The sequence below is a fragment of the Pseudomonas sp. WHRI 8519 genome (assembly GCF_040224055.2).
GTDB classification, from domain to species: domain Bacteria; phylum Pseudomonadota; class Gammaproteobacteria; order Pseudomonadales; family Pseudomonadaceae; genus Aquipseudomonas; species Aquipseudomonas putida_X.
Genome location: NZ_CP167996.1, coordinates 752,359 through 778,015 on the forward strand (window position 1 = coordinate 752,359; position 25,657 = coordinate 778,015).

General features: G+C 60.5%; 22 protein-coding genes and 2 tRNA genes. 20 read left to right on the forward strand and 4 right to left on the reverse strand.

What is annotated here, in order from left to right; translation table 11 throughout:
• The first annotated feature begins 50 nt into the window (after positions 1-50).
• Genes carB through ABRP30_RS03440 form a run of 3 tightly spaced genes read left to right on the forward strand, consistent with a single transcriptional unit; the run spans position 51 to position 4,178 of the window.
• The gene (carB, locus tag ABRP30_RS03430; RefSeq protein WP_241803854.1) at positions 51-3,272 is read left to right on the forward strand and encodes a carbamoyl-phosphate synthase large subunit; all 3,222 of its coding nucleotides are present in this window, start codon (positions 51-53) and stop codon (positions 3,270-3,272) included.
• The gene (gene greA, locus ABRP30_RS03435) at positions 3,269-3,751 is read left to right on the forward strand and encodes a transcription elongation factor GreA (RefSeq protein WP_012312644.1); all 483 of its coding nucleotides are present in this window, start codon (positions 3,269-3,271) and stop codon (positions 3,749-3,751) included. Before carB ends, greA begins: the two co-directional genes overlap by 4 nt.
• Positions 3,729-4,178: an MFS transporter gene (locus tag ABRP30_RS03440; protein WP_241803853.1), complete on the forward strand. Its 450-nt coding sequence runs from the start codon at positions 3,729-3,731 to the stop codon at positions 4,176-4,178. The genes greA and ABRP30_RS03440 overlap by 23 nt, the downstream gene beginning before the upstream one ends.
• A 12-nt stretch (positions 4,179-4,190) precedes the next feature.
• Here the strand turns inward: ABRP30_RS03440 and yhbY are convergent, their stop codons facing one another.
• Positions 4,191-4,499 carry a ribosome assembly RNA-binding protein YhbY gene (gene yhbY / locus ABRP30_RS03445; protein ID WP_241803852.1) on the reverse strand — a complete coding sequence of 103 codons (309 nt, stop codon included), beginning with the start codon at positions 4,497-4,499 and terminating at the stop codon, positions 4,191-4,193.
• Positions 4,500-4,601: 102 nt separating this feature from the next.
• Here yhbY and rlmE point away from each other — a divergent pair, with 102 nt between their 5' ends.
• The 16 genes from rlmE (at position 4,602) to ABRP30_RS03525 (ending at position 20,576) form a co-directional block, all read left to right on the forward strand.
• Positions 4,602-5,228 (forward strand): 23S rRNA (uridine(2552)-2'-O)-methyltransferase RlmE, encoded by a 627-nt coding sequence (rlmE, locus tag ABRP30_RS03450; protein ID WP_241803851.1) that lies wholly within the window; start codon positions 4,602-4,604, stop codon positions 5,226-5,228.
• A gap of 203 nt (positions 5,229-5,431) precedes the next feature.
• The gene (ftsH, locus tag ABRP30_RS03455) at positions 5,432-7,336 is read left to right on the forward strand and encodes an ATP-dependent zinc metalloprotease FtsH (protein ID WP_241803850.1); all 1,905 of its coding nucleotides are present in this window, start codon (positions 5,432-5,434) and stop codon (positions 7,334-7,336) included.
• 8 nt (positions 7,337-7,344) lie between these two features.
• Complete coding sequence (folP, locus tag ABRP30_RS03460) at positions 7,345-8,196, forward strand: dihydropteroate synthase (protein WP_046788151.1); 852 nt, start codon at positions 7,345-7,347, stop codon at positions 8,194-8,196.
• Between the two features lie 16 nt (positions 8,197-8,212).
• The gene (gene glmM / locus ABRP30_RS03465) at positions 8,213-9,553 is read left to right on the forward strand and encodes a phosphoglucosamine mutase (RefSeq protein ID WP_241803848.1); all 1,341 of its coding nucleotides are present in this window, start codon (positions 8,213-8,215) and stop codon (positions 9,551-9,553) included.
• A gap of 66 nt (positions 9,554-9,619) precedes the next feature.
• Positions 9,620-10,375, forward strand: coding sequence for a triose-phosphate isomerase (gene tpiA / locus ABRP30_RS03470; protein ID WP_349975271.1), 756 nt, complete (start codon positions 9,620-9,622; stop codon positions 10,373-10,375).
• Positions 10,376-10,379: 4 nt separating this feature from the next.
• Positions 10,380-10,772, forward strand: a complete 393-nt coding sequence (secG, locus tag ABRP30_RS03475; protein ID WP_241803846.1) for a preprotein translocase subunit SecG — start codon at positions 10,380-10,382, stop codon at positions 10,770-10,772.
• Between the two features lie 21 nt (positions 10,773-10,793).
• Positions 10,794-10,879: transfer RNA gene (locus tag ABRP30_RS03480), tRNA-Leu, on the forward strand.
• Positions 10,880-10,977: 98 nt separating this feature from the next.
• A tRNA-Met gene (locus ABRP30_RS03485) sits at positions 10,978-11,054 on the forward strand.
• Positions 11,055-11,184: 130 nt separating this feature from the next.
• Positions 11,185-11,643, forward strand: coding sequence for a ribosome maturation factor RimP (rimP, locus tag ABRP30_RS03490; protein ID WP_241803845.1), 459 nt, complete (start codon positions 11,185-11,187; stop codon positions 11,641-11,643).
• Between the two features lie 59 nt (positions 11,644-11,702).
• On the forward strand, positions 11,703-13,184 hold the full coding sequence (gene nusA, locus ABRP30_RS03495) for a transcription termination factor NusA (RefSeq protein WP_241803844.1): 1,482 nt from the start codon (positions 11,703-11,705) through the stop codon (positions 13,182-13,184).
• Between the two features lie 27 nt (positions 13,185-13,211).
• A complete protein-coding gene (gene infB / locus ABRP30_RS03500) occupies positions 13,212-15,749 on the forward strand; it encodes a translation initiation factor IF-2 (protein WP_241803843.1) in 2,538 nt (845 codons plus the stop codon).
• A 116-nt stretch (positions 15,750-15,865) separates the two neighbouring features.
• On the forward strand, positions 15,866-16,264 hold the full coding sequence (rbfA, locus tag ABRP30_RS03505) for a 30S ribosome-binding factor RbfA (RefSeq protein WP_241803842.1): 399 nt from the start codon (positions 15,866-15,868) through the stop codon (positions 16,262-16,264).
• Positions 16,265-16,267: 3 nt separating this feature from the next.
• On the forward strand, positions 16,268-17,185 hold the full coding sequence (truB, locus tag ABRP30_RS03510) for a tRNA pseudouridine(55) synthase TruB (protein WP_119688251.1): 918 nt from the start codon (positions 16,268-16,270) through the stop codon (positions 17,183-17,185).
• Positions 17,186-17,331: 146 nt separating this feature from the next.
• On the forward strand, positions 17,332-17,601 hold the full coding sequence (gene rpsO / locus ABRP30_RS03515; protein WP_012274241.1) for a 30S ribosomal protein S15: 270 nt from the start codon (positions 17,332-17,334) through the stop codon (positions 17,599-17,601).
• A 250-nt stretch (positions 17,602-17,851) separates the two neighbouring features.
• A complete protein-coding gene (gene pnp / locus ABRP30_RS03520; RefSeq protein WP_012312657.1) occupies positions 17,852-19,957 on the forward strand; it encodes a polyribonucleotide nucleotidyltransferase in 2,106 nt (701 codons plus the stop codon).
• 265 nt (positions 19,958-20,222) lie between these two features.
• Complete coding sequence (locus ABRP30_RS03525; protein WP_267820847.1) at positions 20,223-20,576, forward strand: BON domain-containing protein; 354 nt, start codon at positions 20,223-20,225, stop codon at positions 20,574-20,576.
• 77 nt (positions 20,577-20,653) lie between these two features.
• Here ABRP30_RS03525 and ABRP30_RS03530 read toward each other — a convergent pair whose 3' ends face one another.
• On the reverse strand, positions 20,654-20,956 hold the full coding sequence (locus tag ABRP30_RS03530; protein ID WP_267820849.1) for a putative quinol monooxygenase: 303 nt from the start codon (positions 20,954-20,956) through the stop codon (positions 20,654-20,656).
• 59 nt (positions 20,957-21,015) lie between these two features.
• Here ABRP30_RS03530 and ABRP30_RS03535 point away from each other — a divergent pair, with 59 nt between their 5' ends.
• Positions 21,016-21,429, forward strand: coding sequence for a VOC family protein (locus ABRP30_RS03535; protein ID WP_267820853.1), 414 nt, complete (start codon positions 21,016-21,018; stop codon positions 21,427-21,429).
• A gap of 310 nt (positions 21,430-21,739) precedes the next feature.
• Here ABRP30_RS03535 and ABRP30_RS03540 read toward each other — a convergent pair whose 3' ends face one another.
• Complete coding sequence (locus ABRP30_RS03540) at positions 21,740-24,676, reverse strand: DUF748 domain-containing protein (protein ID WP_267820855.1); 2,937 nt, start codon at positions 24,674-24,676, stop codon at positions 21,740-21,742.
• Positions 24,677-24,756: 80 nt separating this feature from the next.
• Complete coding sequence (locus ABRP30_RS03545; protein ID WP_267820858.1) at positions 24,757-25,626, reverse strand: oxygenase MpaB family protein; 870 nt, start codon at positions 25,624-25,626, stop codon at positions 24,757-24,759.
• Positions 25,627-25,657: the final 31 nt, after the last annotated feature.

Here is a 25,657-nt window from a genome sequence, read left to right on the forward strand (position 1 = left end):
CAGATTGTTCAAAGCGGCTTGCCGACTGACCCCGGATTTGAGTGACCACCATGCCAAAACGTACAGACATCAAAAGCATCCTGATTCTCGGCGCTGGCCCGATCGTGATCGGCCAGGCCTGCGAATTCGACTACTCCGGCGCCCAGGCTTGTAAAGCCCTGCGCGAGGAAGGTTTCCGCGTCATCCTGGTGAACTCCAACCCAGCCACCATCATGACCGACCCGGCCATGGCCGACGCCACCTACATCGAGCCGATCAAGTGGCAGTCGGTGGCCAAGATCATCGAAAAAGAGCGCCCGGACGCCGTATTGCCGACCATGGGTGGCCAGACCGCACTGAACTGCGCCCTGGACCTGGAGCGCCACGGCGTGCTGGAGAAGTTCGGCGTAGAGATGATCGGTGCCAACGCCGACACCATCGACAAGGCCGAAGACCGTTCGCGCTTCGACAAGGCCATGAAGGACATCGGCCTGGAGTGCCCGCGCTCCGGTATCGCCCACAGCATGGAAGAGGCCAATGCGGTCCTTGAGAAGCTTGGCTTCCCATGCATCATCCGCCCGTCGTTCACCATGGGTGGCACCGGCGGTGGTATCGCTTACAACCGTGAAGAGTTCGAAGAAATCTGCACCCGTGGTCTGGACCTGTCGCCGACCAAAGAGCTGCTGATCGACGAATCGCTGATCGGCTGGAAAGAGTACGAGATGGAAGTGGTCCGTGACAAAAAGGACAACTGCATCATCGTCTGCTCGATCGAAAACTTCGACCCGATGGGCGTGCACACCGGTGACTCCATCACCGTGGCGCCAGCGCAGACCCTGACCGACAAGGAATACCAGATCATGCGCAACGCCTCGCTGGCGGTGCTGCGTGAAATTGGCGTTGAAACCGGCGGTTCCAACGTGCAGTTCGGTATCTGCCCGAACACTGGCCGCATGGTCGTGATCGAAATGAACCCGCGTGTTTCGCGTTCATCGGCGCTGGCTTCCAAGGCAACGGGCTTCCCGATCGCCAAGATCGCCGCCAAGCTGGCCATTGGTTACACCCTCGACGAACTGCAGAACGACATCACGGGCGGCCGTACCCCGGCGTCCTTCGAGCCGTCGATCGACTACGTCGTCACCAAGCTGCCACGCTTCGCCTTCGAGAAATTCCCGAAAGCCGACGCCCGCCTGACCACCCAGATGAAGTCCGTGGGTGAAGTCATGGCCATCGGCCGTACCTTCCAGGAGTCCCTGCAGAAAGCCCTGCGCGGCCTGGAAGTCGGTGCTTGCGGCCTGGACCCGAAAGTCGACCTGGCCAGCCCTGAAGCCGCCAGCATCCTCAAGCGCGAGCTGACCGTGCCGGGCGCCGAGCGTATCTGGTACGTGGCTGACGCCATGCGTTCGGGTATGACCTGCGAAGAGATCTTTGCCCTGACCGGCATCGACATGTGGTTCCTGGTTCAGATGGAAGACCTGATCAAGGAAGAAGAGAAGGTCAAGACCCTGGCCCTGTCGGCGATCGACAAGGACTACATGCTGCGCCTCAAGCGCAAGGGCTTCTCGGACCAGCGTCTGGCCAAGCTGCTCGGTATCACCGACAAGAACCTGCGCCGTCACCGCCACAAGCTGGAAGTGTTCCCGGTTTACAAGCGCGTCGACACCTGCGCTGCCGAGTTCGCCACCGATACCGCCTACCTGTACTCCACCTATGAGGAAGAGTGCGAGGCCAACCCGTCGACCCGCGACAAGATCATGATCCTGGGTGGCGGCCCGAACCGTATCGGCCAAGGCATCGAGTTCGACTATTGCTGCGTGCACGCGGCACTGGCACTGCGTGAAGACGGTTACGAAACCATCATGGTCAACTGCAACCCGGAAACCGTCTCCACCGACTACGACACCTCCGACCGTCTGTACTTCGAGCCGTTGACCCTGGAAGACGTGCTGGAAGTCTGCCGCGTCGAGAAGCCCAAGGGCGTCATCGTCCACTACGGCGGCCAGACCCCGCTGAAACTCGCACGCGCCCTGGAAGAGGCCGGCGTACCGATCATCGGTACCAGCCCGGACGCCATCGACCGTGCCGAAGACCGTGAGCGCTTCCAGCAGATGGTTCAGCGCCTGAACCTGCTGCAGCCGCCAAACGCCACCGTGCGCAGCGAAGAAGAAGCCATCCGTGCCGCGGGCGGTATCGGTTACCCGCTGGTGGTGCGCCCGTCCTACGTACTGGGTGGCCGCGCGATGGAGATCGTCTACGAACTGGACGAGCTCAAGCGCTACCTGCGTGAAGCCGTGCAAGTGTCCAACGACAGCCCGGTACTGCTCGACCACTTCCTCAACTGCGCCATCGAGATGGACGTGGATGCGGTCTGCGACGGCACCGACGTTGTCATCGGCGCGATCATGCAGCACATCGAACAGGCCGGTGTTCACTCCGGTGACTCGGCGTGCTCGCTGCCGCCTTACTCGCTGAGCAAGGACGTGCAGGACCAGGTTCGCGACCAGGTGCGCAAGATGGCACTGGAGCTGGGCGTGGTTGGCCTGATGAACGTGCAGCTGGCCTTGCAGGGCGACAAGATCTACGTGATCGAAGTCAACCCGCGCGCCTCGCGTACCGTGCCGTTCGTGTCCAAGTGCATCGGCACGTCCCTGGCGATGATCGCTGCCCGCGTCATGGCTGGCAAAACCCTGAAAGAGCTGGGCTTCACCCAGGAAATCATCCCGAACTTCTACAGCGTCAAGGAAGCCGTCTTCCCGTTCGCCAAGTTCCCAGGGGTTGACCCGATCCTCGGCCCTGAGATGAAATCGACGGGTGAAGTCATGGGTGTCGGTGACAGCTTCGGTGAAGCGTTCGCCAAGGCCCAGATGGGTGCCAGCGAAGTATTGCCAACGGGCGGTACCGCGTTCATCAGCGTACGTGACGACGACAAGCCCCAAGTGGCTGGCGTTGCCCGCGACCTGATCGCCCTGGGCTTTGAAGTGGTCGCTACTGCAGGTACTGCCAAGGTCATCGAGGCGGCGGGCCTGAAAGTGCGCCGCGTGAACAAGGTGACCGAAGGTCGTCCGCACGTGGTCGACATGATCAAGAACGACGAAGTGTCGTTGATCATCAACACCACCGAAGGCCGTCAGTCGATTGCTGACTCCTATTCGATTCGTCGCAATGCGTTGCAGCACAAGATCTACTGCACCACGACCATTGCGGCTGGTGAAGCCATCTGCGAAGCGCTGAAATTCGGCCCTGAAAAGACCGTTCGTCGCTTGCAGGATCTGCATGCAGGACTTAAAGCATGAGCATTACCAAGTATCCGATGACCGTTCAGGGCGCTCGCGCCCTGGAAGAGGAACATCTGTTCCTGAGCAAGACCGAGCGCCCGCGCCTGAGTCAGGCCATTGGCGAAGCGCGCGAACTGGGCGACCTCAAGGAAAATGCCGAATACCATGCCGCCCGTGAGGAGCAGGGCATGGTCGAGGCGCGTATCCGCGACATCGAAGGCCGTCTGCAGAACTCGGTAGTGATCGATGTGACCACTATTCCTCACACCGGCAAGGTGATTTTCGGTACCACTGTGGTGCTGGCCAACACTGAAACCGATGAAGAGGTGAGCTACCAGATCGTTGGCGAGGATGAAGCCGACGTGAAGCAAGGCAAGCTCTCGAGTGGCGCACCGATCGCCCGTGCCATCATCGGCAAGGAAGAAGGTGATACTGTCGTCGTCAAGACGCCAAGCGGCTCGGTCGAGTACGAGATTGTCGAAGTCAAGCACATCTGACCGGCGCCAGCGGGCGCCATCCCTTGAGGGGATCCTCTGGCAACTGGCCCAGGTTTTCTGGGTCGGTGGCCTTTGGGTGTTCCATGTGGGGCTGGTGCCTGCGCTCAAGGTCAGTGGCCTGGCGCCCTTGCTGGTACAGGACATCGCCGGGCAAATCGACCGTTGGTTGATAGGTGTGGCGATGCTCGGGCTGCTGACGCAGCTGGCGGTGCTGGCGAGGGTCGATGGCCTGGCTGCCTGGTGGCGGCAATTCCGTGGCCAGATGCTGTTGCTGGGCTTTGCGGCCTGCGTGGGGTACTACACCTTGCGCTACGGTATCTCGGTCGGCGAGCGCTGGCAGATGTTCTGTTTCCTGGTGCTGGGGTTTTCCGGCATCGTGCTGGTCGCTCAACCGGTACCGGTCAGGGCGCGTCAAGCGCGCCACTGAGCGGCGCCACCGTTACTTGTAACGGTGGATGTTGGACAGCTGCTTGTTCGGCTGCGGGTTCTTGCGGTAGATCAGCGCTTTCTTGCCGATGGTCTGCACCAGCTCGGCGCGGCCTTGCTTGCACAGCTCTGCGATGGTCTCGGCGCGCTCTTCGCGATCTTCCGAGCGAATTTCGACCTTGATCAGCTCATGGTCGGCCAGGGCGCGGTCCAGTTCAGCGATCACGCCTTCATTCAAACCGTTGCCAGCAACGATCAGGACCGGTTTCAGGTCATGACCAATGGATTTGTATTGCTTCTTCTGCTCGTTATTGAGCGGCATAATCTGACCCTTTCCGTCTGATTCTGTAAAATTGACGGGCATTTTACCCGAGGGCCTGTGGCTCCGCCCAGTCAAACACGACGCATATCATCGAGGTGCCCCGTGGTACAACGTTCCAAAAGCAGCGCCAACTGGCTGCGAGAGCATTTTAACGACCCTTTTGTTAAGCAGGCGCAGAAGGATGGCTACCGCTCGCGCGCAAGCTACAAACTGCTGGAGATCCAGGAAAAGGACCGCCTGATCCGTCCCGGCATGAGCGTGATCGACCTCGGCGCAGCCCCTGGCGGTTGGTCGCAGGTGACCAGTCGTCTGATTGGTGGCCAAGGCCGCCTGATCGCTTCCGACATTCTGGAAATGGACTCGATCCCTGACGTTACCTTCATTCAGGGCGACTTCACCCAGGATGAGGTGCTGCAACAAATTCTCGACGCTGTCGGTGATTCGCACGTAGACCTTGTGATTTCCGACATGGCCCCCAATATGAGTGGTACGCCTGAAGTGGACATGCCACGTGCGATGTTCCTCTGTGAGTTGGCCCTGGACCTGGCAACACGTGTACTCAAGCCCGGTGGTGATTTTCTCATCAAGATTTTCCAGGGCGAAGGCTTTGACATGTACCTGAAGGATGTTCGCACCAAGTTCGACAAGGTGCAGATGCGCAAGCCGTCGTCTTCGCGGGACCGCTCGCGTGAACAGTACCTGCTGGGTAGGGGTTTCAAGGGCGCTTGAATGGCGTGCTGCGGGGTGGTCGATAGTTATTTCCAATCGGCCGCCCCGTCTGGATTGTCCGAACTTCGTGTAGTCTAGATTTCACAAAGGGTTACAGACGGTGCCTGCGGTTGCGTAGGTAATGTAGTAAGTTAGGGCGATGAATATCATGCGAGGCACGGCTGCGTCGTGCGCCGGCCTCAGAGGGTAGCGAATTGAACGACATGGCAAAGAATCTGATCCTGTGGTTGATCATCGCAGCTGTCCTGGTGACGGTGATGAACAACTTCTCCAGCCCTAACGAGCCGCAGACCCTCAACTACTCCGACTTCATCCAGCAGGTCAAGGATGGCAAGGTCGAGCGTGTTACCGTCGATGGCTACATCATTACCGGCAAGCGCTCCGATGGCGACAGCTTCAAGACCGTTCGCCCGGCCATTACCGATAACGGCCTGATCGGCGACCTGGTCGACAATAACGTGGTCGTCGAAGGCAAGCAGCCTGAGCAGCAGAGCATCTGGACTCAGCTTTTGGTAGCGAGCTTCCCGATCCTGGTGATCATCGCCGTGTTCATGTTTTTCATGCGCCAGATGCAGGGCGGTGCAGGCGGCAAGGGCGGGCCGATGAGCTTCGGCAAGAGCAAGGCGCGCCTGTTGTCCGAAGACCAGGTCAAGACCACCCTGGCCGACGTCGCAGGTTGCGACGAGGCCAAGGAAGAAGTCGGCGAGCTGGTCGAGTTCCTGCGCGACCCGGGCAAGTTCCAGCGCCTGGGCGGGCGCATCCCGCGTGGCGTGTTGATGGTTGGCCCGCCGGGTACCGGTAAGACCTTGCTGGCCAAGGCCATTGCCGGCGAAGCCAAGGTGCCTTTCTTCACCATCTCCGGTTCGGACTTCGTCGAGATGTTCGTCGGTGTGGGTGCCAGCCGTGTGCGCGACATGTTCGAGCAGGCTAAAAAGCACGCCCCATGCATCATCTTCATCGACGAGATCGACGCCGTTGGTCGCCACCGTGGCGCCGGTATGGGCGGTGGTCACGACGAGCGTGAGCAGACCCTCAACCAGTTGCTGGTCGAGATGGACGGCTTTGAAATGAACGATGGCATCATCGTCATCGCCGCCACCAACCGTCCGGATGTACTGGACCCGGCCTTGCTGCGTCCTGGTCGTTTCGACCGCCAGGTGGTGGTCGGCCTGCCGGACATCCGTGGTCGTGAGCAGATCCTCAAGGTCCACATGCGCAAGGTGCCGATCGGCGAAAACGTCAACCCGGCGGTCATTGCCCGTGGTACGCCAGGCTTCTCCGGTGCTGACCTGGCCAACCTGGTCAACGAAGCTTCGCTGTTCGCGGCACGCTCCAACAAGCGCCTGGTCGAGATGAAAGAGTTCGAACTGGCCAAAGACAAGATCATGATGGGCGCCGAGCGCAAGACCATGGTCATGTCCGAGAAGGAAAAACAGAACACCGCTTACCACGAGGCCGGTCACGCCATCGTTGGTCGTCTGGTGCCTGAGCATGACCCGGTCTACAAGGTCTCGATCATCCCGCGCGGTCGCGCCCTGGGTGTGACCATGTTCCTGCCCGAAGAAGACCGCTACAGCCTGTCCAAGCGTGCGCTGATCAGCCAGATCTGCTCGCTGTACGGTGGCCGTATCGCCGAGGAAATGACCTTGGGCTTCGACGGCGTCACCACCGGTGCCTCGAACGACATCATGCGCGCCAGCCAGATTGCCCGGAACATGGTCACCAAGTGGGGCCTGTCCGAGAAGCTCGGCCCGCTGATGTATGCCGAAGAGGAGGGCGAGGTCTTCCTCGGCCGCAGCGCCGGTAGCCAGCACGCCAGTGTTTCCGGCGAAACTGCCAAGCTGATCGATTCGGAGGTGCGCAGCATCATCGACCAGTGCTATGCCACTGCCAAGCAGCTGCTGACCGACAACCGCGACAAGCTCGACGCCATGGCCGAAGCACTGATGAAGTACGAGACCATCGACGCCGACCAGATCGACGACATCATGTCCGGTCGTACGCCTCGTGAACCGCGTGACTGGGACGACGATAAGACTTCGGGCACGCCTGCTGCCCAGAATGATCGCCCTGAATCGCCGATCGGCGGCCCAGCGGCTCAACACTAAGGGCATCTATGAGCTCTAAGCTGTACCCGACCCGGTTGCCTTGCGGCAACCGGGTTCTTGATTTGTCCCGTACCCATGTCATGGGTATCCTCAATATCACCCCTGATTCCTTCTCTGATGGCGGGCGCTTCAGTCAGCGCGACGAGGCCCTGCGTCATGCAGAAGCCATGGTGGCGGCAGGCGCGACGCTGATCGACATCGGCGGCGAGTCGACTCGCCCGGGTGCCCGTGCGGTGTCGGTCACCGAGGAGCTCGAGCGTGTGGCGCCTATGGTCGAGGCGATCAACAGTCGCCTTGACGTGGTCATTTCGGTCGATACCTCCACGCCTGCCGTCATGCGTGAGTCGGCCCGCCTCGGTGCTGGCCTGATCAACGACGTGCGTGCACTGGAACGTGATGGTGCCCTCGATGCTGCGGCAGATACCGGGCTGCCGGTGTGCCTGATGCACATGCGCGGTGAGCCGGGGAACATGCAGGACGACCCGCATTACGAGGATGTGACTGCTGACGTAACGCGCTATCTTGAACAGCGGATGGCGGCTTGCGCAGCGGCGGGAATCGGTGCCGAACGCATCATCCTCGACCCAGGTTTCGGCTTCGCCAAGACACTGGCGCATAACCTCAGCCTGTTCAAACATATGGAAGCGCTCTACAGCCTCGGTCGCCCGTTGCTGGTGGGGGTTTCCCGCAAGAGCATGATCGGCCTGACGCTGGATCGTCCGGTCGGCGAGCGGCTGTACGGCAGCCTCGCGCTTGCGGCATTGGCCATGACCAAGGGTGCCAGCATTCTGCGCGTCCATGATGTGGCCGAGACCGCCGATGTGGTGCGCATGATCGCTGCGGTACAGAACGCCGAATAAGAAGATTGGAGTCCCTATGAGCAGAAAATACTTTGGTACCGACGGCATCCGTGGCCGCGTCGGCGAATACCCGATCACCCCCGACTTCATGCTCAAGCTGGGCTGGGCGGCGGGCATGGCCTTCCGCAAGCAGGGTAACTGCCGCGTGCTGGTGGGCAAAGACACGCGTATTTCCGGTTACATGTTCGAGTCCGCGCTCGAGGCGGGCCTTTCTGCTGCAGGTGCTGACGTCTTGCTGCTCGGGCCGATGCCCACGCCGGCCATCGCCTACCTGACCCGTACCTTCCATGCCGAAGCGGGTATCGTCATCAGTGCCTCGCACAACCCGCACGATGACAACGGTATCAAGTTCTTCTCGGGCCAGGGCACCAAGCTGCCCGACGAAATCGAGCTGATGATCGAGGAGCTTCTTGACCAGCCGATGACGGTGGTCGACTCCAGCAAGCTGGGCAAGGTTTCGCGCATCAACGATGCCGCTGGCCGCTACATCGAGTTTTGCAAGAGCAGTGTGCCGACCAGCACCGGTTTCGAAGGCCTCAAGCTGGTGGTGGACTGCGCCCATGGTGCGACCTACAAAGTCGCGCCGAGCGTGTTCCGTGAGCTGGGTGCCGACGTGACGGTGCTGCATGCGCAGCCTGATGGCCTGAACATCAACGAAAACTGCGGTTCGACCCATATCGAGTCGCTGCAGGCGGCAGTACTGGTCGGCCACGCCGACTTGGGTATCGCCTTCGATGGTGACGGTGACCGGGTGTTGATGGTCGACCATACCGGCGCGATCGTCGATGGTGACGAGCTGCTGTTCATCATTGCCCGGGACCTGCACGAGCGGGGCAAGTTGCAGGGTGGGGTGGTCGGTACGCTGATGAGTAACCTGGGCCTGGAGCTTGCGCTCAAGGACCTGGACATTCCTTTCGTGCGGGCCAAGGTTGGCGACCGCTACGTGATGGCCGAGCTGCTCGAGCGCGGCTGGCTGGTGGGGGGTGAAAACTCTGGGCATGTCGTGTGCTGCAACCACACCACCACCGGTGATGCGATCATTGCCGCACTGCAGGTACTGCTGGCGCTCAAGCGCCGCGGCGAGACCTTGGCGCAGGCTCGCCAGGCCTTGCGCAAGTGCCCACAGGTGCTGATCAATGTGCGCTTTGGCGCGAGCAAGGTCGACCCCCTGGAGCATCCGGCCGTCAAGGAGGCCAGTGCCAAGGTCACTGACGACATGGCGGGGCGTGGGCGTGTGCTGTTGCGCAAGTCGGGCACCGAGCCGTTGGTGCGGGTGATGGTTGAAGGTGACGACGAAAGCCAGGTGCGCACGCATGCCGAAGCCCTGGCCAAGCTGGTCGCTGAAGTTTGTGTCTGAATTGGGCTTGCCAGCGCAGATCTGGTTGGGTAAGATCTGCGCCCACTTTGACCGACGAGGTAAAGCATGCGTCGCCCCATGGTAGCTGGTAACTGGAAGATGCACGGTACCCGCGCCAGCGTCGCTGAGCTGACTCAGGGCTTGGGCAATATGCTCATCCCCGACGGTATCGAAGTCGCGGTTTTTCCTCCGGCCCTGTTCATCAATCAAGTCATTGATGGCCTGCAAGGCAAAGGAATCACCGTTGGAGCACAGAATTCTGCAGTACAGCCCGAACAGGGTGCGCTGACCGGTGAAGTTGCACCGAGTCAGTTGGCTGAAGCGGGTTGCAAGTTGGTGTTGATTGGCCACTCCGAACGTCGCCAGGTTATCGGTGAAAGTGAAGAAGTGCTTAATCGCAAGTTTGCAGCTGCTCAGAAAAGTGGTTTGACGCCGGTGCTCTGTATAGGGGAAACTCTTGAAGAGCGCGAAGCGGGCAAGACGCTTGAAGTTGTAGGGCGTCAACTAAGCAGTGTTATCGACGCGTTCGGTATTGCCGCTTTTGCCAATGCAGTAATTGCCTATGAGCCTGTATGGGCCATCGGTACAGGTTTGACGGCCTCGCCGCAACAAGCTCAGGATGTGCATGCCGCCATCCGTAAGCAGTTGGCAGCGAAGGACGCCGAAGTTGCGCAGAACGTGCAGCTTCTCTACGGCGGTAGCGTGAAGGCGGCCAATGCGGCCGAACTGTTCGGCATGCCGGATATTGATGGGGGGCTCATTGGTGGAGCATCCCTGAACGCAGACGAATTCGGTGCAATTTGTCGCGCCGCAGGAAACTGAACAAATGCTGGAAACAGTTATCGTTGTTTTTCATCTGTTGGCAGCGCTGTCGCTTGTAGTGCTGGTACTGTTGCAACAGGGTAAGGGTGCGGAAGCAGGTGCATCTTTCGGCGCAGGTGCTTCAAATACTGTGTTCGGAAGCCAAGGTTCTGCTACCTTCCTGAGTAAATTCACTGCTATACTTGCCGCCACTTTCTTTTTGACAGCACTTGGGTTAGGATACTTCGCCAAGCAACAAGCTCACCAGCTTGGTCAGGCGGGACTTCCGGATCCAGCGGTCTTGGAAGTGCAACAGCCAAAGCCGGCAGTAAATGATGATGTACCGGTGCTCCAGGAGCAGAAGAGCGAAACCACCCCAGCGGGTGACGTACCTCCTCCAGCCGAAGAGCAGAAGTAACGGGTTTCAAGAAGTAATATTGCCGAGGTGGTGGAATTGGTAGACACGCAACCTTGAGGTGGTTGTGCCCATAGGGTGTAGGGGTTCGAGTCCCCTTCTCGGTACCAATTAAAGCTTGAGAGCCCGCTTTAGCGGGCTTTCTTGCAGGTGGAGGTTAGATTGACCCAGCGACGGGTTCAGTCTTATACTTTCGCCCCAGCTTTGTCGCGGGGTGGAGCAGCTTGGTAGCTCGTCGGGCTCATAACCCGAAGGTCGTTGGTTCAAATCCAGCCCCCGCAACCAGCTTCAGCGGAGCCCCTTTTCAGGGGCTTTTTGCTAGCCGAACAGTTTACGGCGTCGTTGTCCAACGGCGCTTTCAGGGATGGGCGCTTCGCCCATTTTTTATTTGCACAGCATGCACGAGGGGGTTCAGGTGTCGAGCAAGCTAGAACAGTTGCAGGCCTTGTTGGCCCCGGTGGTCGAGGGTCTGGGCTATCAATGCTGGGGGATCGAGTACGTTTCCCAGGGTAAGCATTCGGTACTGCGCATCTATATCGACAAGGAAGGCGGCATCCTGGTGGAGGACTGTGAAGCGGTCAGCCGTCAGGCCAGCGCCATTCTTGATGTGGAAGATCCGATCAGCAGTGAATATACCCTTGAGGTGTCCTCTCCAGGCATGGATCGCCCGCTGTTCACGCTGGAACAGTTTGCCTCGCATGCCGGCGAACAAGTGAAGATCAAGCTGCGTACGCCCTTCGAAGGTCGTCGTAACTTCCAGGGCCTTCTCCGCGGTGTGGAGGAGCAGGATGTGGTGGTCCAGGTGGACACTCACGAGTTTCTGTTGCCGATCGATTCGATCGACAAGGCCAATATTATTCCCAGTTTTGACTGAGACGTGCCGGGCCCGGCGGACTATCCGGGCCCAATGGCTTGCGCAAGGCGAGGCGTACGATGAGCAAAGAAGTACTGCTGGTTGTTGAATCGGTATCCAACGAAAAAGGTGTACCGCCCGGCGTCATTTTCGAAGCGCTGGAAGTGGCTCTGGCCACTGCAACCAAAAAACGTTTTGAAGACGAAGTCGATCTGCGTGTGGAAATCAACCGCCACACCGGTAGCTACGAGACCTTCCGTCGCTGGACCGTGGTCGACGAAGCCGATCTGGACGATCCGGCGATCGAGACCTGGCTGGCCAAGATTCACGAAACTCACCCTGAAGCCAAAGTGGGTGACGTGATCGAGGAGAAGATCGAGTCCATCGAATTCGGTCGTATCGCCGCCCAGACCGCCAAGCAGGTCATCGTGCAGAAGGTCCGTGAGGCCGAGCGCGCCCAGGTGGTCGATGCCTACCGCGAACGCGTTGGCGAGATCATCTCCGGCACTGTCAAAAAGGTTACCCGCGACAACGTCATCGTCGACCTGGGCAACAACGCCGAGGCGCTGCTGGCTCGCGAAGACATCATTCCACGTGAGACCTTCCGGGTCAGCGTGCGCTTGCGTGCGCTGCTCAAGGAAATCCGCACCGAGAACCGCGGTCCGCAGCTGATCCTGTCGCGCACCGCGCCACAGATGCTGATCGAACTGTTCCGCATCGAAGTGCCGGAAATCGCCGAAGGCCTCATCGAAGTCATGGCCGCTTCCCGTGATCCGGGTTCGCGTGCCAAGATCGCCGTCCGCTCCAAGGACAAGCGCATCGACCCGCAGGGTGCCTGTATCGGCATGCGCGGTTCGCGCGTCCAGGCCGTATCCGGCGAGCTGGGTGGCGAGCGTGTGGATATCGTCCTGTGGGACGAGAACCCGGCGCAATTTGTCATCAACGCCATGTCGCCGGCTGAAGTCGCGGCGATCATCGTTGACGAAGATGCCCATGCCATGGACATCGCCGTTGCCGAGGACAACCTGGCCCAGGCCATTGGCCGTGGTGGTCAGAACGTTCGCCTGGCCAGTCAGTTGACCGGCTGGACCCTGAACGTGATGACCGAGAAGGATATCCAGGCCAAGCAGCAGGCGGAAACCGGTGACATCCTGCGCAACTTCATCGAGGAACTGGAAGTCGACGAGGAGCTGGCCCAAGTGCTGGTCGACGAAGGCTTTACCAGCCTCGAAGAAATTGCCTACGTACCGTTGGAAGAAATGCTCAACATCGATGGCTTTGACGAGGAAATCGTCAATGAGCTCCGCGCTCGAGCCAAGGACCGTTTGTTGACCAAGGCCATCGCTACCGAAGAAAAACTGGCAGACGCCCATCCGGCCGAAGACCTGCTCTCCCTTGAGGGCATGGACAAGGACCTGGCGGCGGAACTGGCGGTGCGCGGCGTGGTTAACCGCGAAGACCTGGCCGAGCAGTCGATTGACGACCTGCTCGACATCGACGGCATCGACGAAGAGCGTGCCGGCAAGTTGATCATGGCCGCCCGAGCCCACTGGTTCGAGTAATTAGGCGCGGCCTGAGGAGAGAAGTGCATGACGCAAGTCACGGTGAAAGAACTGGCCCAAGAGGTCGAGGCACCGGTAGAGCGCCTGCTGCAGCAGATGCGTGAGGCAGGTCTGCCGCACACCGACGCCGGTCAGGTAGTGACCGACAATGAGAAGCAGACTCTGCTGACCCATTTGAAGAGCAGCCACAAGAGCAAGGCGGAAGAGCCGCGCAAGATTACCTTGCAGCGCAAGACCACCAGCACCCTGCGTGTCGCCGGTAGCAAAAGCATCAGCGTAGAAGTACGCAAGAAGAAAGTATTCGTTCAGCGCAGCCCTGAAGAGATTCAGGCTGAGCAGAAACGTGAGCAGGACGAGCGCCGTGCGGCTGAAAACGCCGCGCGTGACAAGGTCGACGCCGACGTTCGCCAGCGCAACGAAGAGCAGGCTCGTCGCCACGCGAACGCCACTGCTGCCGCTGCCCCAGCTGCCAAGGCCGAGCCGGCACCCGCCGCTCCAGCTGCAGCTCCGGCACCCGCACCGGTCGTCGCTGACGCGCCTGCTTCCGAAGACGCTGCAGCCCGTGCTGCCGAGCGCAAGAAGGACGAGACCCGTCGCAACGAAAGCCGCACCCGCGATGACGATCGTCGCCGTGGCGAGGCGCCACGTGTATCGATCAAGGTCAAGGTGAAGGAGAAGGAAAAGGCTCCGACCCCTCGTGCCGCTCCGCGCACCACCGACGAAGAGAGCGATGGCGCGCGCCGTGGTCGTGGTGGCAAGGGCAAGCTGAAGAAGCGCAACCAGCATGGCTTCCAGAACCCGACGGGTCCGGTCATCCGTGACGTGACCATCGGCGAGACCATCACGGTCTCTGAGCTTGCGCAGCAGATGTCGGTCAAGGCCGCTGAAGTCGTCAAGTTCATGTTCAAGATGGGTACTCCGGTCACCATCAACCAGGTGCTCGACCAGGAAACCGCTCAGCTGATCGCAGAAGAGCTGGGCCACAAGGTCACCCTGGTCAGCGATACCGCCCTGGAAGATTCCCTGGCCGAGTCGCTGAAGTTCGAAGGCCAGGCCGAGTCGCGTGCACCGGTGGTTACCGTCATGGGTCACGTTGACCATGGCAAGACCTCGCTGCTCGACTATATCCGTCGTGCCAAGGTTGCCGCTGGCGAAGCCGGTGGTATCACCCAGCACATCGGTGCCTACCACGTGGAAACCGACCGCGGCATGGTCACCTTCCTCGATACCCCAGGCCACGCTGCGTTCACTCAGATGCGTGCCCGTGGTGCCAAGGCGACCGACATTGTCATCCTGGTGGTGGCGGCGGACGACGGCGTGATGCCACAGACCCGTGAAGCCGTTCAGCATGCCAAGGCAGCTGGCGTCCCGCTGGTGGTTGCGGTGAACAAGATCGACAAGCCTGGTGCAGACCTCGATCGCATCCGTAACGAGCTGTCCGTCGAAGGCGTGACCTCCGAGGAATGGGGTGGTGACACGCCGTTCGTCAAGGTTTCGGCGAAGATGGGTACCGGTGTCGACGAACTGCTCGAAGCCGTACTGCTGCAGGCCGAAGTACTTGAGTTGACGGCCACTCCGACCGCGCCTGGTCGTGGTGTGGTGGTTGAATCGCGCCTGGACAAGGGCCGCGGCCCGGTGGCTACCATCCTGGTTCAGGACGGTACCCTGCGTCAGGGCGACATGGTCCTGTGCGGCTCCAACTATGGCCGCGTGCGTGCCATGCTGGACGAGAACGGCAAGCCTGTTAAGGAAGCCGGCCCGTCTATCCCGGTCGAGATTCTTGGCCTGGATGGCACCCCGGAAGCCGGTGACGAGCTGTCCGTGGTCGCCGACGAGAAGAAAGCCCGCGAAGTTGCTCTGTTCCGTCAGGGCAAGTACCGCGAGGTCAAGCTGGCTCGTGCTCACGCCGGCAAGCTGGAAAACATCTTCGAGACCATGGGTCAGGAAGAGAAGAAGACCCTCAACATCGTCCTCAAGACCGACGTGCGCGGTTCCCTGGAAGCGCTGCAGGGTTCGCTCGGCGGCTTGGGCAACGACGAAGTTCAGGTTCGCGTGATCGGTGGCGGCGTCGGTGGTATCACCGAGAGCGATGCCAACCTGGCGCTGGCGTCCAATGCGGTGCTGTTCGGCTTCAACGTGCGTGCCGATGCCGGTGCGCGCAAGATCGTCGAGCAGGAAGGTCTGGATATGCGTTACTACAACGTGATCTACGACATCATCGAAGACGTCAAGAAGGCCCTGACCGGCATGCTCGGCAGCGATGTCCGCGAGAACATCCTGGGCGTTGCCGAAGTGCGTGACGTGTTCCGTTCGCCGAAGTTCGGCGCCATCGCTGGCTGTATGGTCATCGAAGGTACCGTGTACCGCAACCGTCCGATCCGCGTACTGCGCGACGACGTGGTCATCTTCGAAGGCGAGCTGGAATCGCTGCGTCGCTTCAAGGACGACGCTGCAGAAGTACGTTCGGGCATGGAGTGCGGTATTGGCGTCAAGAGCTACAACGACGTCAAGGTCGGCGACAAGATCGAAGTCTTCGAGAAAGTCCAGGTTGCTCGTACCCTTTAAGGGCGAGCAGGGTCTCAGCCCCCGCCCCAGGGCGGTGGGCAGCCCCTCAGTAGGTAGCGCCCGGTCAGGCTTCAGCCTGACCGGGCGTTTGCCGCTTTACGTTACAGGTAGCAAGAATGGCCAAAGAATACAGCCGTACCCAACGTATCGGTGATCAGATGCAGCGTGAGCTGGCAGAGCTGATCCGCCGTGAAGTCAAGGACCCACGCGTCGGCCTGGTGACGATCACTGCCGTGGACGTCAGTCGCGACCTGGGCCACGCCAAGGTCTACATCACCGTCATGGGTGAAGAAACCCCGGACGCCGTGCAGCAGTCGCTGAAGGCGCTGAACAGCGCAGCCAGCTTCCTGCGCCTGCACCTGGGCCGCTCCATGCAGCTGCGCAGCGTGCCGCAGTTGCACTTCCATTTCGATGAAAGCGTCAGCCGCGGTGTGCATCTGTCGGCGCTGATCGAGCGTGCAGTGGCCGAAGACCGCCTGCACAAGGATACCGACGAGCAGGACACCAAGGAGTAACCGGTGGCCCAGGTCAAACGTATCCGCCGCAACGTCAGCGGCATCATCCTGCTGGACAAGCCTCTTGGCTTCACTTCCAACGCCGCACTGCAGAAAGTGCGCTGGTTGCTCAACGCGGAAAAGGCCGGCCACACTGGCAGCCTCGACCCGTTGGCTACTGGCGTGCTGCCGCTGTGCTTCGGCGAAGCGACCAAGTTTTCGCAGTACCTGCTCGATTCCGACAAGGGCTACGAAACCGTCATGCAGCTGGGGCAGACTACCAATACTGCCGATGCGGAAGGCGAGGTCCTGCAAACCCGTGAGGTGACCGTTGGTCGTGCCGACATCGAGGCGCTGCTGCCACGTTTTCGCGGCCCGATCAGCCAGATACCGCCGATGTACTCGGCGCTCAAGCGTGATGGTCAGCCGCTATACAAGCTGGCGCGTGCAGGAGAGGTAGTGGAGCGCGAGGCGCGTTCTGTTACTATTAACCGCTTGGAGTTGCTCGAGTGCGAAGGTACACGAGCACGGCTGAGCGTAGGATGCAGCAAAGGCACCTATATCCGCACCCTGGTGGAGGATATCGGCGAGGCCCTTGGCTGTGGCGCCTATGTTGCCGAGCTGCGCAGGACCCACGCCGGGCCCTTCGAGCTGGCCCAGACCGTGACCCTCGAAGAACTTGAACAGGCCCACGCCGATGGCGGTAACGAAGCGCTCGATCGCTTCCTCATGCCTTCGGACAGTGGCCTGCAGGACTGGCCGCTGATTGGCCTGTCCGAACACAGCGCGTTCTACTGGCTGCACGGCCAGGCGGTACGTGCGCCGGACGCGCCGCAATTTGGCATGGTCCGGGTACAGGATCACAATGGTCGTTTCATCGGTATCGGTGAAGTGAGCGAAGACGGGCGTATTGCGCCGCGTCGACTGATTCGATCGGAATGATCGAAACCGGGGGCTTCGGCTTTTGCTGTGGCCCGCGGATACAAGGGTGGCTGTCAGTAGGCACGGTCACACCTTTTTTATTAATACAGGGATTTGTCCCTGGCCTATTGGACCCGCTTGCGGGTTCCGTTATCAGGAGAAGCCAAATGGCCCTCAGCGTTGAAGAAAAAGCTCAAATCGTTACCGACTTCCAGCAAGCTGCTGGTGACACTGGTAGCCCGGAAGTTCAGGTCGCTCTGCTGACCGCGAACATCAACAAGCTGCAAGGCCACTTCAAGGCCAACGGTAAAGACCACCACTCGCGTCGTGGCCTGATCCGTATGGTTAACCAGCGTCGTAAGCTGCTGGACTACCTGAAGGGCAAAGACACCACTCGTTACAGCGCCCTGATCGGTCGCCTGGGCCTGCGTCGCTAATAGCGGCCTGGTCAGTGGTGTGCATGGCGTGTCGCATGCTTCGCCAGCGCTGCTTGGCAGCGTTTGCGTCGGACACGTCACGCGTATCTTCGAGGTTGGCAGCCTGGCAACGCTGAGCGGTTTTTCCGCCCGGCGCCAGGCTCCCAGCCTCGTGTTGTATCTGGACGGTCAATGGGGCCGATTCCCTGTTCTGCCCAAGAATTCGCAAGAAACCAGTTCCCCCAGAGCCACTGAAAAAAGGTAGGAAACCGTGAACCCGGTAATCAAGAAATTCCAGTTCGGTCAATCGACCGTTACTCTCGAAACGGGCCGCATTGCCCGTCAGGCAACCGGCGCCGTGCTGGTTACCGTCGACAACGATGTCACCGTGCTGGTGACCGTAGTCGGTGCCAAGCAGGCCGATCCAGGCAAGGGCTTCTTCCCGCTGTCGGTCCACTACCAGGAAAAGACCTACGCCGCCGGCAAGATCCCGGGTGGCTTCTTCAAGCGTGAAGGCCGTCCTTCCGAGAAAGAGACGCTGACCTCGCGCCTGATCGACCGTCCGATCCGCCCGCTGTTCCCTGAAGGCTTCATGAACGAAGTCCAGGTCGTCTGCACCGTGGTATCGACCAGCAAGAAGACCGATCCGGACATCGCTGCGATGATCGGTACCTCGGCTGCCCTGGCCATCTCCGGTATCCCGTTCGAAGGCCCGATCGGCGCTGCCCGTGTTGCCTTCCACGAAAGCACTGGCTACCTGCTGAACCCGACTTACGAGCAACTGGCTGCCTCGAGCCTGGACATGGTCGTTGCCGGTACCTCCGACGCCGTGCTGATGGTTGAATCGGAAGCTCAAGAGCTGACCGAAGACCAGATGCTGGGCGCTGTACTGTTCGCCCACGACGAATTCCAGGCCGTTATCCAGGCTGTCAAAGAGCTGGCTGCCGAAGCCGGCAAGCCGACCTGGGACTGGAAACCTGCCGTTGCCAACACCGAGCTGTTCAACGCCATTCGCGCTGAATTCGGCGAAGCGGTTTCCCAGGGCTACACCATCACCGTCAAGGCCGACCGCTATGCACGCCTGGGCGAGCTGCGTGACCAGGCGATCGCCAAGTTCTCCGGCGAAGAAGGCCAGCCTTCGGCCAGCGAAGTCAAAGAAATCTTCGGCGAGATCGAATACCGCACCGTTCGCGAAAACATCGTTAACGGCAAGCCGCGTATCGATGGTCGTGACACCAAGACCGTACGCCCGCTGAACATCGAAGTGGGCGTTCTGCCGAAGACGCACGGTTCGGCACTGTTCACCCGTGGTGAAACCCAGGCCCTGGTCGTCGCGACCCTGGGTACTGCCCGTGACGCCCAGCTGCTGGACACCCTGGAAGGCGAGAAGAAAGACCCCTTCATGCTGCACTACAACTTCCCGCCGTTCTCGGTAGGTGAGTGTGGCCGTATGGGCGGTGCTGGCCGTCGTGAAATCGGCCACGGCCGCCTGGCCCGCCGTTCGGTACAGGCCATGCTGCCTGCCGCTGACGTGTTCCCGTACACCATCCGTGTCGTGTCGGAAATCACCGAATCCAACGGTTCCAGCTCCATGGCATCGGTCTGCGGTGCTTCCCTGGCACTGATGGATGCTGGTGTACCGATGAAGGCACCGGTGGCCGGTATCGCCATGGGCCTGGTCAAGGAAGGCGAGAAGTTCGCTGTCCTGACCGACATCCTGGGTGACGAAGACCACCTGGGCGACATGGACTTCAAGGTTGCCGGTACTGCCAAAGGCGTTACCGCACTGCAGATGGACATCAAGATCAACGGCATCACCGAAGAGATCATGGAAATCGCCCTGGGCCAAGCCCTGGAAGCGCGCCTGAACATCCTCGGCCAGATGAACCAGATCATTGGCCAGTCGCGTACCGAGCTGTCGGCCAACGCGCCGACCATGATCGCGATGAAAATCGACACCGACAAGATCCGTGACGTCATCGGTAAAGGCGGCGCCACCATTCGCGCCATCTGCGAAGAGACCAAAGCTTCGATCGATATCGAAGACGATGGCTCGATCAAGATCTTCGGCGAAACCAAAGAAGCTGCAGAAGCAGCGCGTCAGCGCGTTCTGGGCATCACCGCCGAGGCCGAGATTGGCAAGATCTACGTGGGCAAGGTCGAGCGTATCGTCGACTTCGGCGCCTTCGTCAACATCCTGCCTGGCAAGGATGGTCTGGTGCACATCTCCATGCTCAGCGATGCACGCGTAGAGAAAGTGACCGATATCCTCAAAGAAGGTCAGGAAGTCGAAGTACTGGTACTGGACGTGGATAACCGCGGCCGTATCAAACTGTCGATCAAAGACGTTGCCGCGGCCAAGGCCTCAGGCGTCTAAGCGACCAGCAACGCTGTATGAAAAGGGCCCCTAGCGGGCCCTTTTTTTATGGCCTGCCGGGAACCTTTTGCACACTTGCATCTTGCACGCAGATTTACCTCGCAGGTTGCAATTTGCACGATCAGCCGCTGTTTGAATCTTATATAAGTTGTTGATATTTAAGGAAAAAATAAAAGATTAAAACCTGGCACAGCCCGTGCAACTACCTTCATATCTGCCGCCAGGACATACGGCGCAGACCTTTCGAAAAACAGGAGTGACTCACATGAAGAAGTTCGCCATTGCTGCCGCTACTGCTACCGCTCTGACCCTGACCATGGCTGGTGGCGCGTTCGCCGCAGAGCCAGTTCAGGCTCCAGTCATGTTGGCTGCCAACGATACTGTGGACAACATGCAACAGGAAGGCTCCGACACTTGGATCACCACCAAAGTCAAAGCTGACCTGTTGACTGAAAAAGGCGTGCCAGGCTCTGACATCAAAGTCGAAACCAGCCAAGGCGTGGTTTCGCTGTCTTCAGACGTGAAGGTCACCGATTCTCAGAAAGACGTAGCAGTCAAAATCGCCAAGAACATCAAGGGCGTCAAGAGCGTCATGGCTGATGGTCTGAAGTCCGAATAAGGAATGTCCCGTCGGCCAAAAGGACCTGGCCACCTTTCAAAAAAGCCCCGGCCTCGGCCGGGGCTTTTCATTAGCGCTCAATTCACCGGATTGCGCGCGACGACATCGCCTTCGAAACACACCTGCTCGGCGATCAGTGGCTCCACAAGCGGCCGGCTCTCACGAAAGTGCGCGGTCTGGGTATGCGCTTCGTACGCCTTGTCATCGCGGTAGATTTCGTAGAGGTAGATCACCTCGGGGTCGACTCGATCCTGTGACACATCGAATACCAGGCAGCCGGGTTCTGTGGCAACGGAAGCGGCAGCGTTTACCTTGATGGCAGTGAGAAATAGTTCGGCGCAACCCGGCTTGACCCGTGTCTTGATGAACAGACTGTACACATGAGGCTCCTTTTGTTTTAAATTCAACAATGAATTGTATACAAAAATGGAGCCAGCCAATGTCTGATTTACCTGCACGCCCCGGTCGCCTCAATGGCCTGCGCCATATCGCCCTGTTGGTGCCCAACCTTGAAGAATGCGAGCGCTTCTATGTCGATGTGCTCGGCATGGAGGTATTGAATCGGGCCAACGAGGATCTGGTCTACTTGACCTGTGGTAACGACAACCTGTCGCTGGGGCGGGGGGCAGGCGCTGCCAATGGCCTGCAGACGCTGGATCACTATGGGTTCATCGTCGACAGCGTAGAGGAATTGGAGGCCTGGTATCAGTACTTCAAGGCCTGCGGGGTGACGCTGCTGGACCGGCCCTTCAATCATGGGGATGGCGCGCGCAGCTTCCACTTGCTGGACCCGGCAGGCAACAAGGTGCAGCCGCTATACCACCCGGCGGTGTCGGGGCAGCGGTTGGTCTGAATTCAAGTGTGGATGTGATGGCCCCATCGCCGGCAAGCCGGCTCCCACAGGGACCGCGCCCGCTTTTAGAAGTTGAGCAAGACAGGTGCCCCCACAGGATGGCCTGCTCCAGGATAGTGGATCGGTGTCCAACTTCTGGGGGCAGTGCAGCACCGGTGGGAGCCGGCTTGCCGGCGATGGGGCCGGTGCAGCTGGCAGGGATTACTCAGCATCAAGGTGCAGCGGCGTAATCACCCGACCATCTTCTGGGGGCAGTCCACACCCGTGGGAGCCGGCTTGCCGGCGATGGGGCCGGTGCGGCTGGCAGGGATTACTCAGCATCAAGGTGCAACGGCGTAATCACCCGACCATCTGATTCAGCCTGCCCCAGCGTGGTATCGATGAAGTAGACCCGGTCATCCTCAAGCTTGCCCTTGTCGACCAGGTAGTCCTTGATACTGCTGGCCCGCTCCTGGCCCAGGGTCCGCAGCAATGGGGCACTTTCGGCCCATGACTTGAGTACCGCCTCGCGCAGCTTGGCGGTGCGTTCCTCGCGGCTGAGCTGTTCCCAGTCGGCCGGCGGTTGCTGTTTCAGGCGGGTGCGGTAGATGCCTTCGAGCATGGCCGGTTTGTCGCTGTCGTCGACCACCAGCATGGACGCGTTGGCCGGGACCTTGTCGCCACGGCGTTGCAGAATCTTGTACCAGATGGCCTGATACTCCCGCTCCAGGCGCTGCTGAGCGAGCAGTGGGCCATCACTGGTCTGGGCACTGGTGCCTTCGATTTCCAGGCGCAGTTCAGGGCGCTCCTTGAGCGCCGAGGCGAGTTTGTTCAGGGCCGATTGCGCATCGCCATTGAGCTCGCTGGAACCTGGGGCGAACGATACATTGCCGAGGTCTTGTGAGCCGCCGCCAGCGATCAGCCCGCCGATGAATTTGAACGGTGCCTGTGCCGCCCGCAGTACAAGGTTACGCAAGGTCTGCCAGACGATTGGCATGACGCTGAACTGCGGGTTGTTGAGGTCGCCGGTCACCGGCAGTTCGATCGAGATCTTGCCTTCGGTGTCCTTGAGCAGCGCGACCGCCAAGCGAATGGGCAGGTCGACCGCGTCCGGGCTATCGACCTTTTCCCCCAGTTGCAGCTGTTCGACCACCACTTTGTTCTCGGCTTTGAGCTGGCCGTTGGTGATCAGGTAGTGCAGGTCGAGGTTCAGGCGGCCCTTGCGAATGCGAAAGCCCGCGAACTTGCCGGAGTAGGGCGTCAGCGTGGTCAACTCGACGCGCTTGAAGCTGGTGGCGATATCAAGGCTGGCCAGCGGGTTGAACGGGTTGAGCGCGCCTTTGATGGTAACGGGTGCGTAACGGTCGACTTTACCCTTGATGTCCACCTTGGCTGGCGCCGGCTTACGGTTGTCGATGGTGCCGATCTGGCCGTTCATTTGCTGGACGGCCGTGGCGAAGTTAGGTGTGAGGGTGAGGTCGGCGAAGTTGGCTGAGCCATCGTTGATGCTGATCTGCCCGATGCGGATGCCCAGCGGCTTGCTGCCTGCGGGGCTGGCCGGCTTGGCTTCGTTTGGCGCGGGGGCATCGGCAGGCTGCGGGATGAGCAGGTCATCCACGTTGGTGGTGCGGTCTTCGTTGATGATGAAGCGGGCATAGGGCTGCAGGAGGGTTACCTTATCGATGGCCAGGGTATCCCCGTGCACATAGGCCAGGCCGTCGACATTCACCTGCTGCCATTTGACGAAGTCGCGGTTCTTGATGGTGTCCAGGGTGTGCAACTGGTTGACCTGCGCCTTGCCGACCACGGTGAAGGCCAGTGGCTCGGTGCCTTTGAGGTCGACCTTGAGGTCGCTGGCGAGCATGCCGCTACGCAGCTCCAGGCGGATGAACGGGTTGATGTAGGCCTGCGCAATACGCAGATCGATGTCGCGTGTGCTGACGTCGAGCCTGGCGCTGACCGGCGCCAGGTTGACCTCGCCACTGGCCTGCAGCTTGCCCTGCTTGCCAATGCCGGTGTCGAGCTTGAGGGTGAAAGGCGACTGGTTGAGGCTGTCGAAGCCCTGCATGTCGACGTTCAGCGGCCCAACGTCCAGCGCCACCGGCTCTTTCTGGCTGCGGTCGGCCAGGTGCACCTGATAATTGCGCAGCTGAACGTCCTTGAGTAGCACTTGCCATGGCTTGCTCGGCTGCTTTGCTGCCTCGTCGTTGGGGGCCGGTGCTGCGGCGGCCGGCTCTGCCTTTTCCTTGGGCGTGGGCTTGGCCGGCTGGCTGGCGAAGAGTTTTTGCCAATCGAGTTGGCCGTCCTGCTCCAGGGCGGCCCAGGTTTCCAGTTTTTCACTGCGGATCTTGCCCACGGTCACCAGCTGCTTGGCCAGGTCGATGCGGGTTTCGCTGACATCGAGGCTCGCCAGGCGGACCAGTGGGCGGCCATCCGGCGCCTTTATGGCGAATGGCGCGACACGTACCGAGGTGTTGTCCAGCAACAGCTCGGTTTGCTTGGACAGGTTGAGCCTGTAGTGCGTGTCGAAGTTGACCACGCCGTCCTCCAGCACCAGCGGCACGGCGTCGCGAACGTAGGGCCAGAACAGCTTCATCTTGCCGTCGGTGATTTTCAGTGTGCCTTCGGACGCTATAGGCGCCAGGCTCAAGGTGCCATTCCAGTCGATGCGCCCGCCGTTAGGGCCCAGTGCCACCAACGTCATGTCGGCGTTGTCGTTCGGCAGCGTGCTGAGGTTTTTCAGCTCCAGGTTCATGTCGTCGTAGACGAATTCGATCGGCTCGCTTGGGCGTTGGTCGGCAAAATGCAGGTAGCCAGCGTTGAGCTTGATGCTGCCGATGCGCAAGGGGAACGGATCCGATGCAGGCTCGTCAGCTTTGGGTTCGCTGGCCGGCAGTTTGAAAAGCTGGGTGAGGTTGAGCGTACCGTCCTTGGCGAAGAGCACTTCGTTGCGGGGCTTGTCGAGTTCGACCGCCTGCAAGTGCAGGGCGCCGCTCCACAGGCTGTCGAGCGCCAGGTTGGCATACAGCCGCTCGAAGCCTACCTGTTCCTTGCCCGGTTCGCCGATCTGCAGGCCCCACAGCGTCAGTTCGAGGCTGAACGGGTTGAGTTCTATGCGCTCGAGGTGCGCCGGCAGTGTGGCGTACTGCGCCAACTGCTGGTTGGCGATGCGCAGGGCAACGCCCGGCGCGATTAGAAAGCCAAGCAGGCTGTAGAGGGCCACCAGAGCCAACAGGGCGCCAAGGGCGCGAGTCAATCCTTTGTACATGTGTCGCTTCGTCTGTCCAGGCAGGAGAGCTTGGAGTATGGCAGGTTAAATCGGTTCCGCCGGGGGCAGGGCATTTGCACTCACTCGATCCCCATACGCCTTCTGGCGCGATGCGCCGAACCGTCACGCATGGCCCAACGCAGCACGGGGGCGGTGCGGTTCAGCCCCAACCGGACCATGCCCCGCTGCAGCGGGCTCTGATGCAGGCCGAGCATTTCCTGGGCCCAGTCCGGCAACAGGTCGATACCCGCTTGCAGCATCAACCTGCCAACCGGCTCGGCAAGTCGGCTCGGGGCTGGGGCCTGAAGCAGGATCTCGATCACTTCCAGGCTGCGCGCGTCGCAGTGCAATTGAGGCCGCATACGCTGCAGGTACTCGTCAACCTGCTGGCATGAGCGGGGTACATTGCGGGCGCCGAGGCGTTCGGCGATCAGGGCGATCTCATCGTAATAGCTATCCTGCTCGGCACGTGACAGCTGCGGGTCGCGATAGCGCAGGTGGGCGGCGAGGAAGCTGCTGACTTCGGCCACGTGGACCCAGGTCAGCAGGTCGGGGTCGCTGGCAGCGTATGGACGGCCATCGGGCGATGTCCCGGTGACCTGCAGGTGAATGGTGCGGACCTTGTCGATCAGCCATTCGGCATCACGGGTCGAGCCGAATGTTGTGCCCGAAATGAATTGGCTGGTGCGGCGCAGGCGGCCGAGCAGGTCCTGGCGAAAGTTGGAGTGATCCCACACCCCCGCCAGTGCCAGCGGGTGCAGCAGTTGCAGCATCAGGGCGCTGATACCGCCAACCAGCATGCTGGGGAAATCGCCGTGCACCCGCCAGCTCATGCTGTGCGGGCCGAACAGGCCAGGGTCACCTTTGGGGGATTCCAGGTCGAGCTGGCCGAGGGCCAGCCCGGTGAGGCTCATGACCTGGGTTTCGATGCGGCGGCGTAGGGCTTCCATGGTGACCTGTCGTTCAGGGCGGCCATGAACA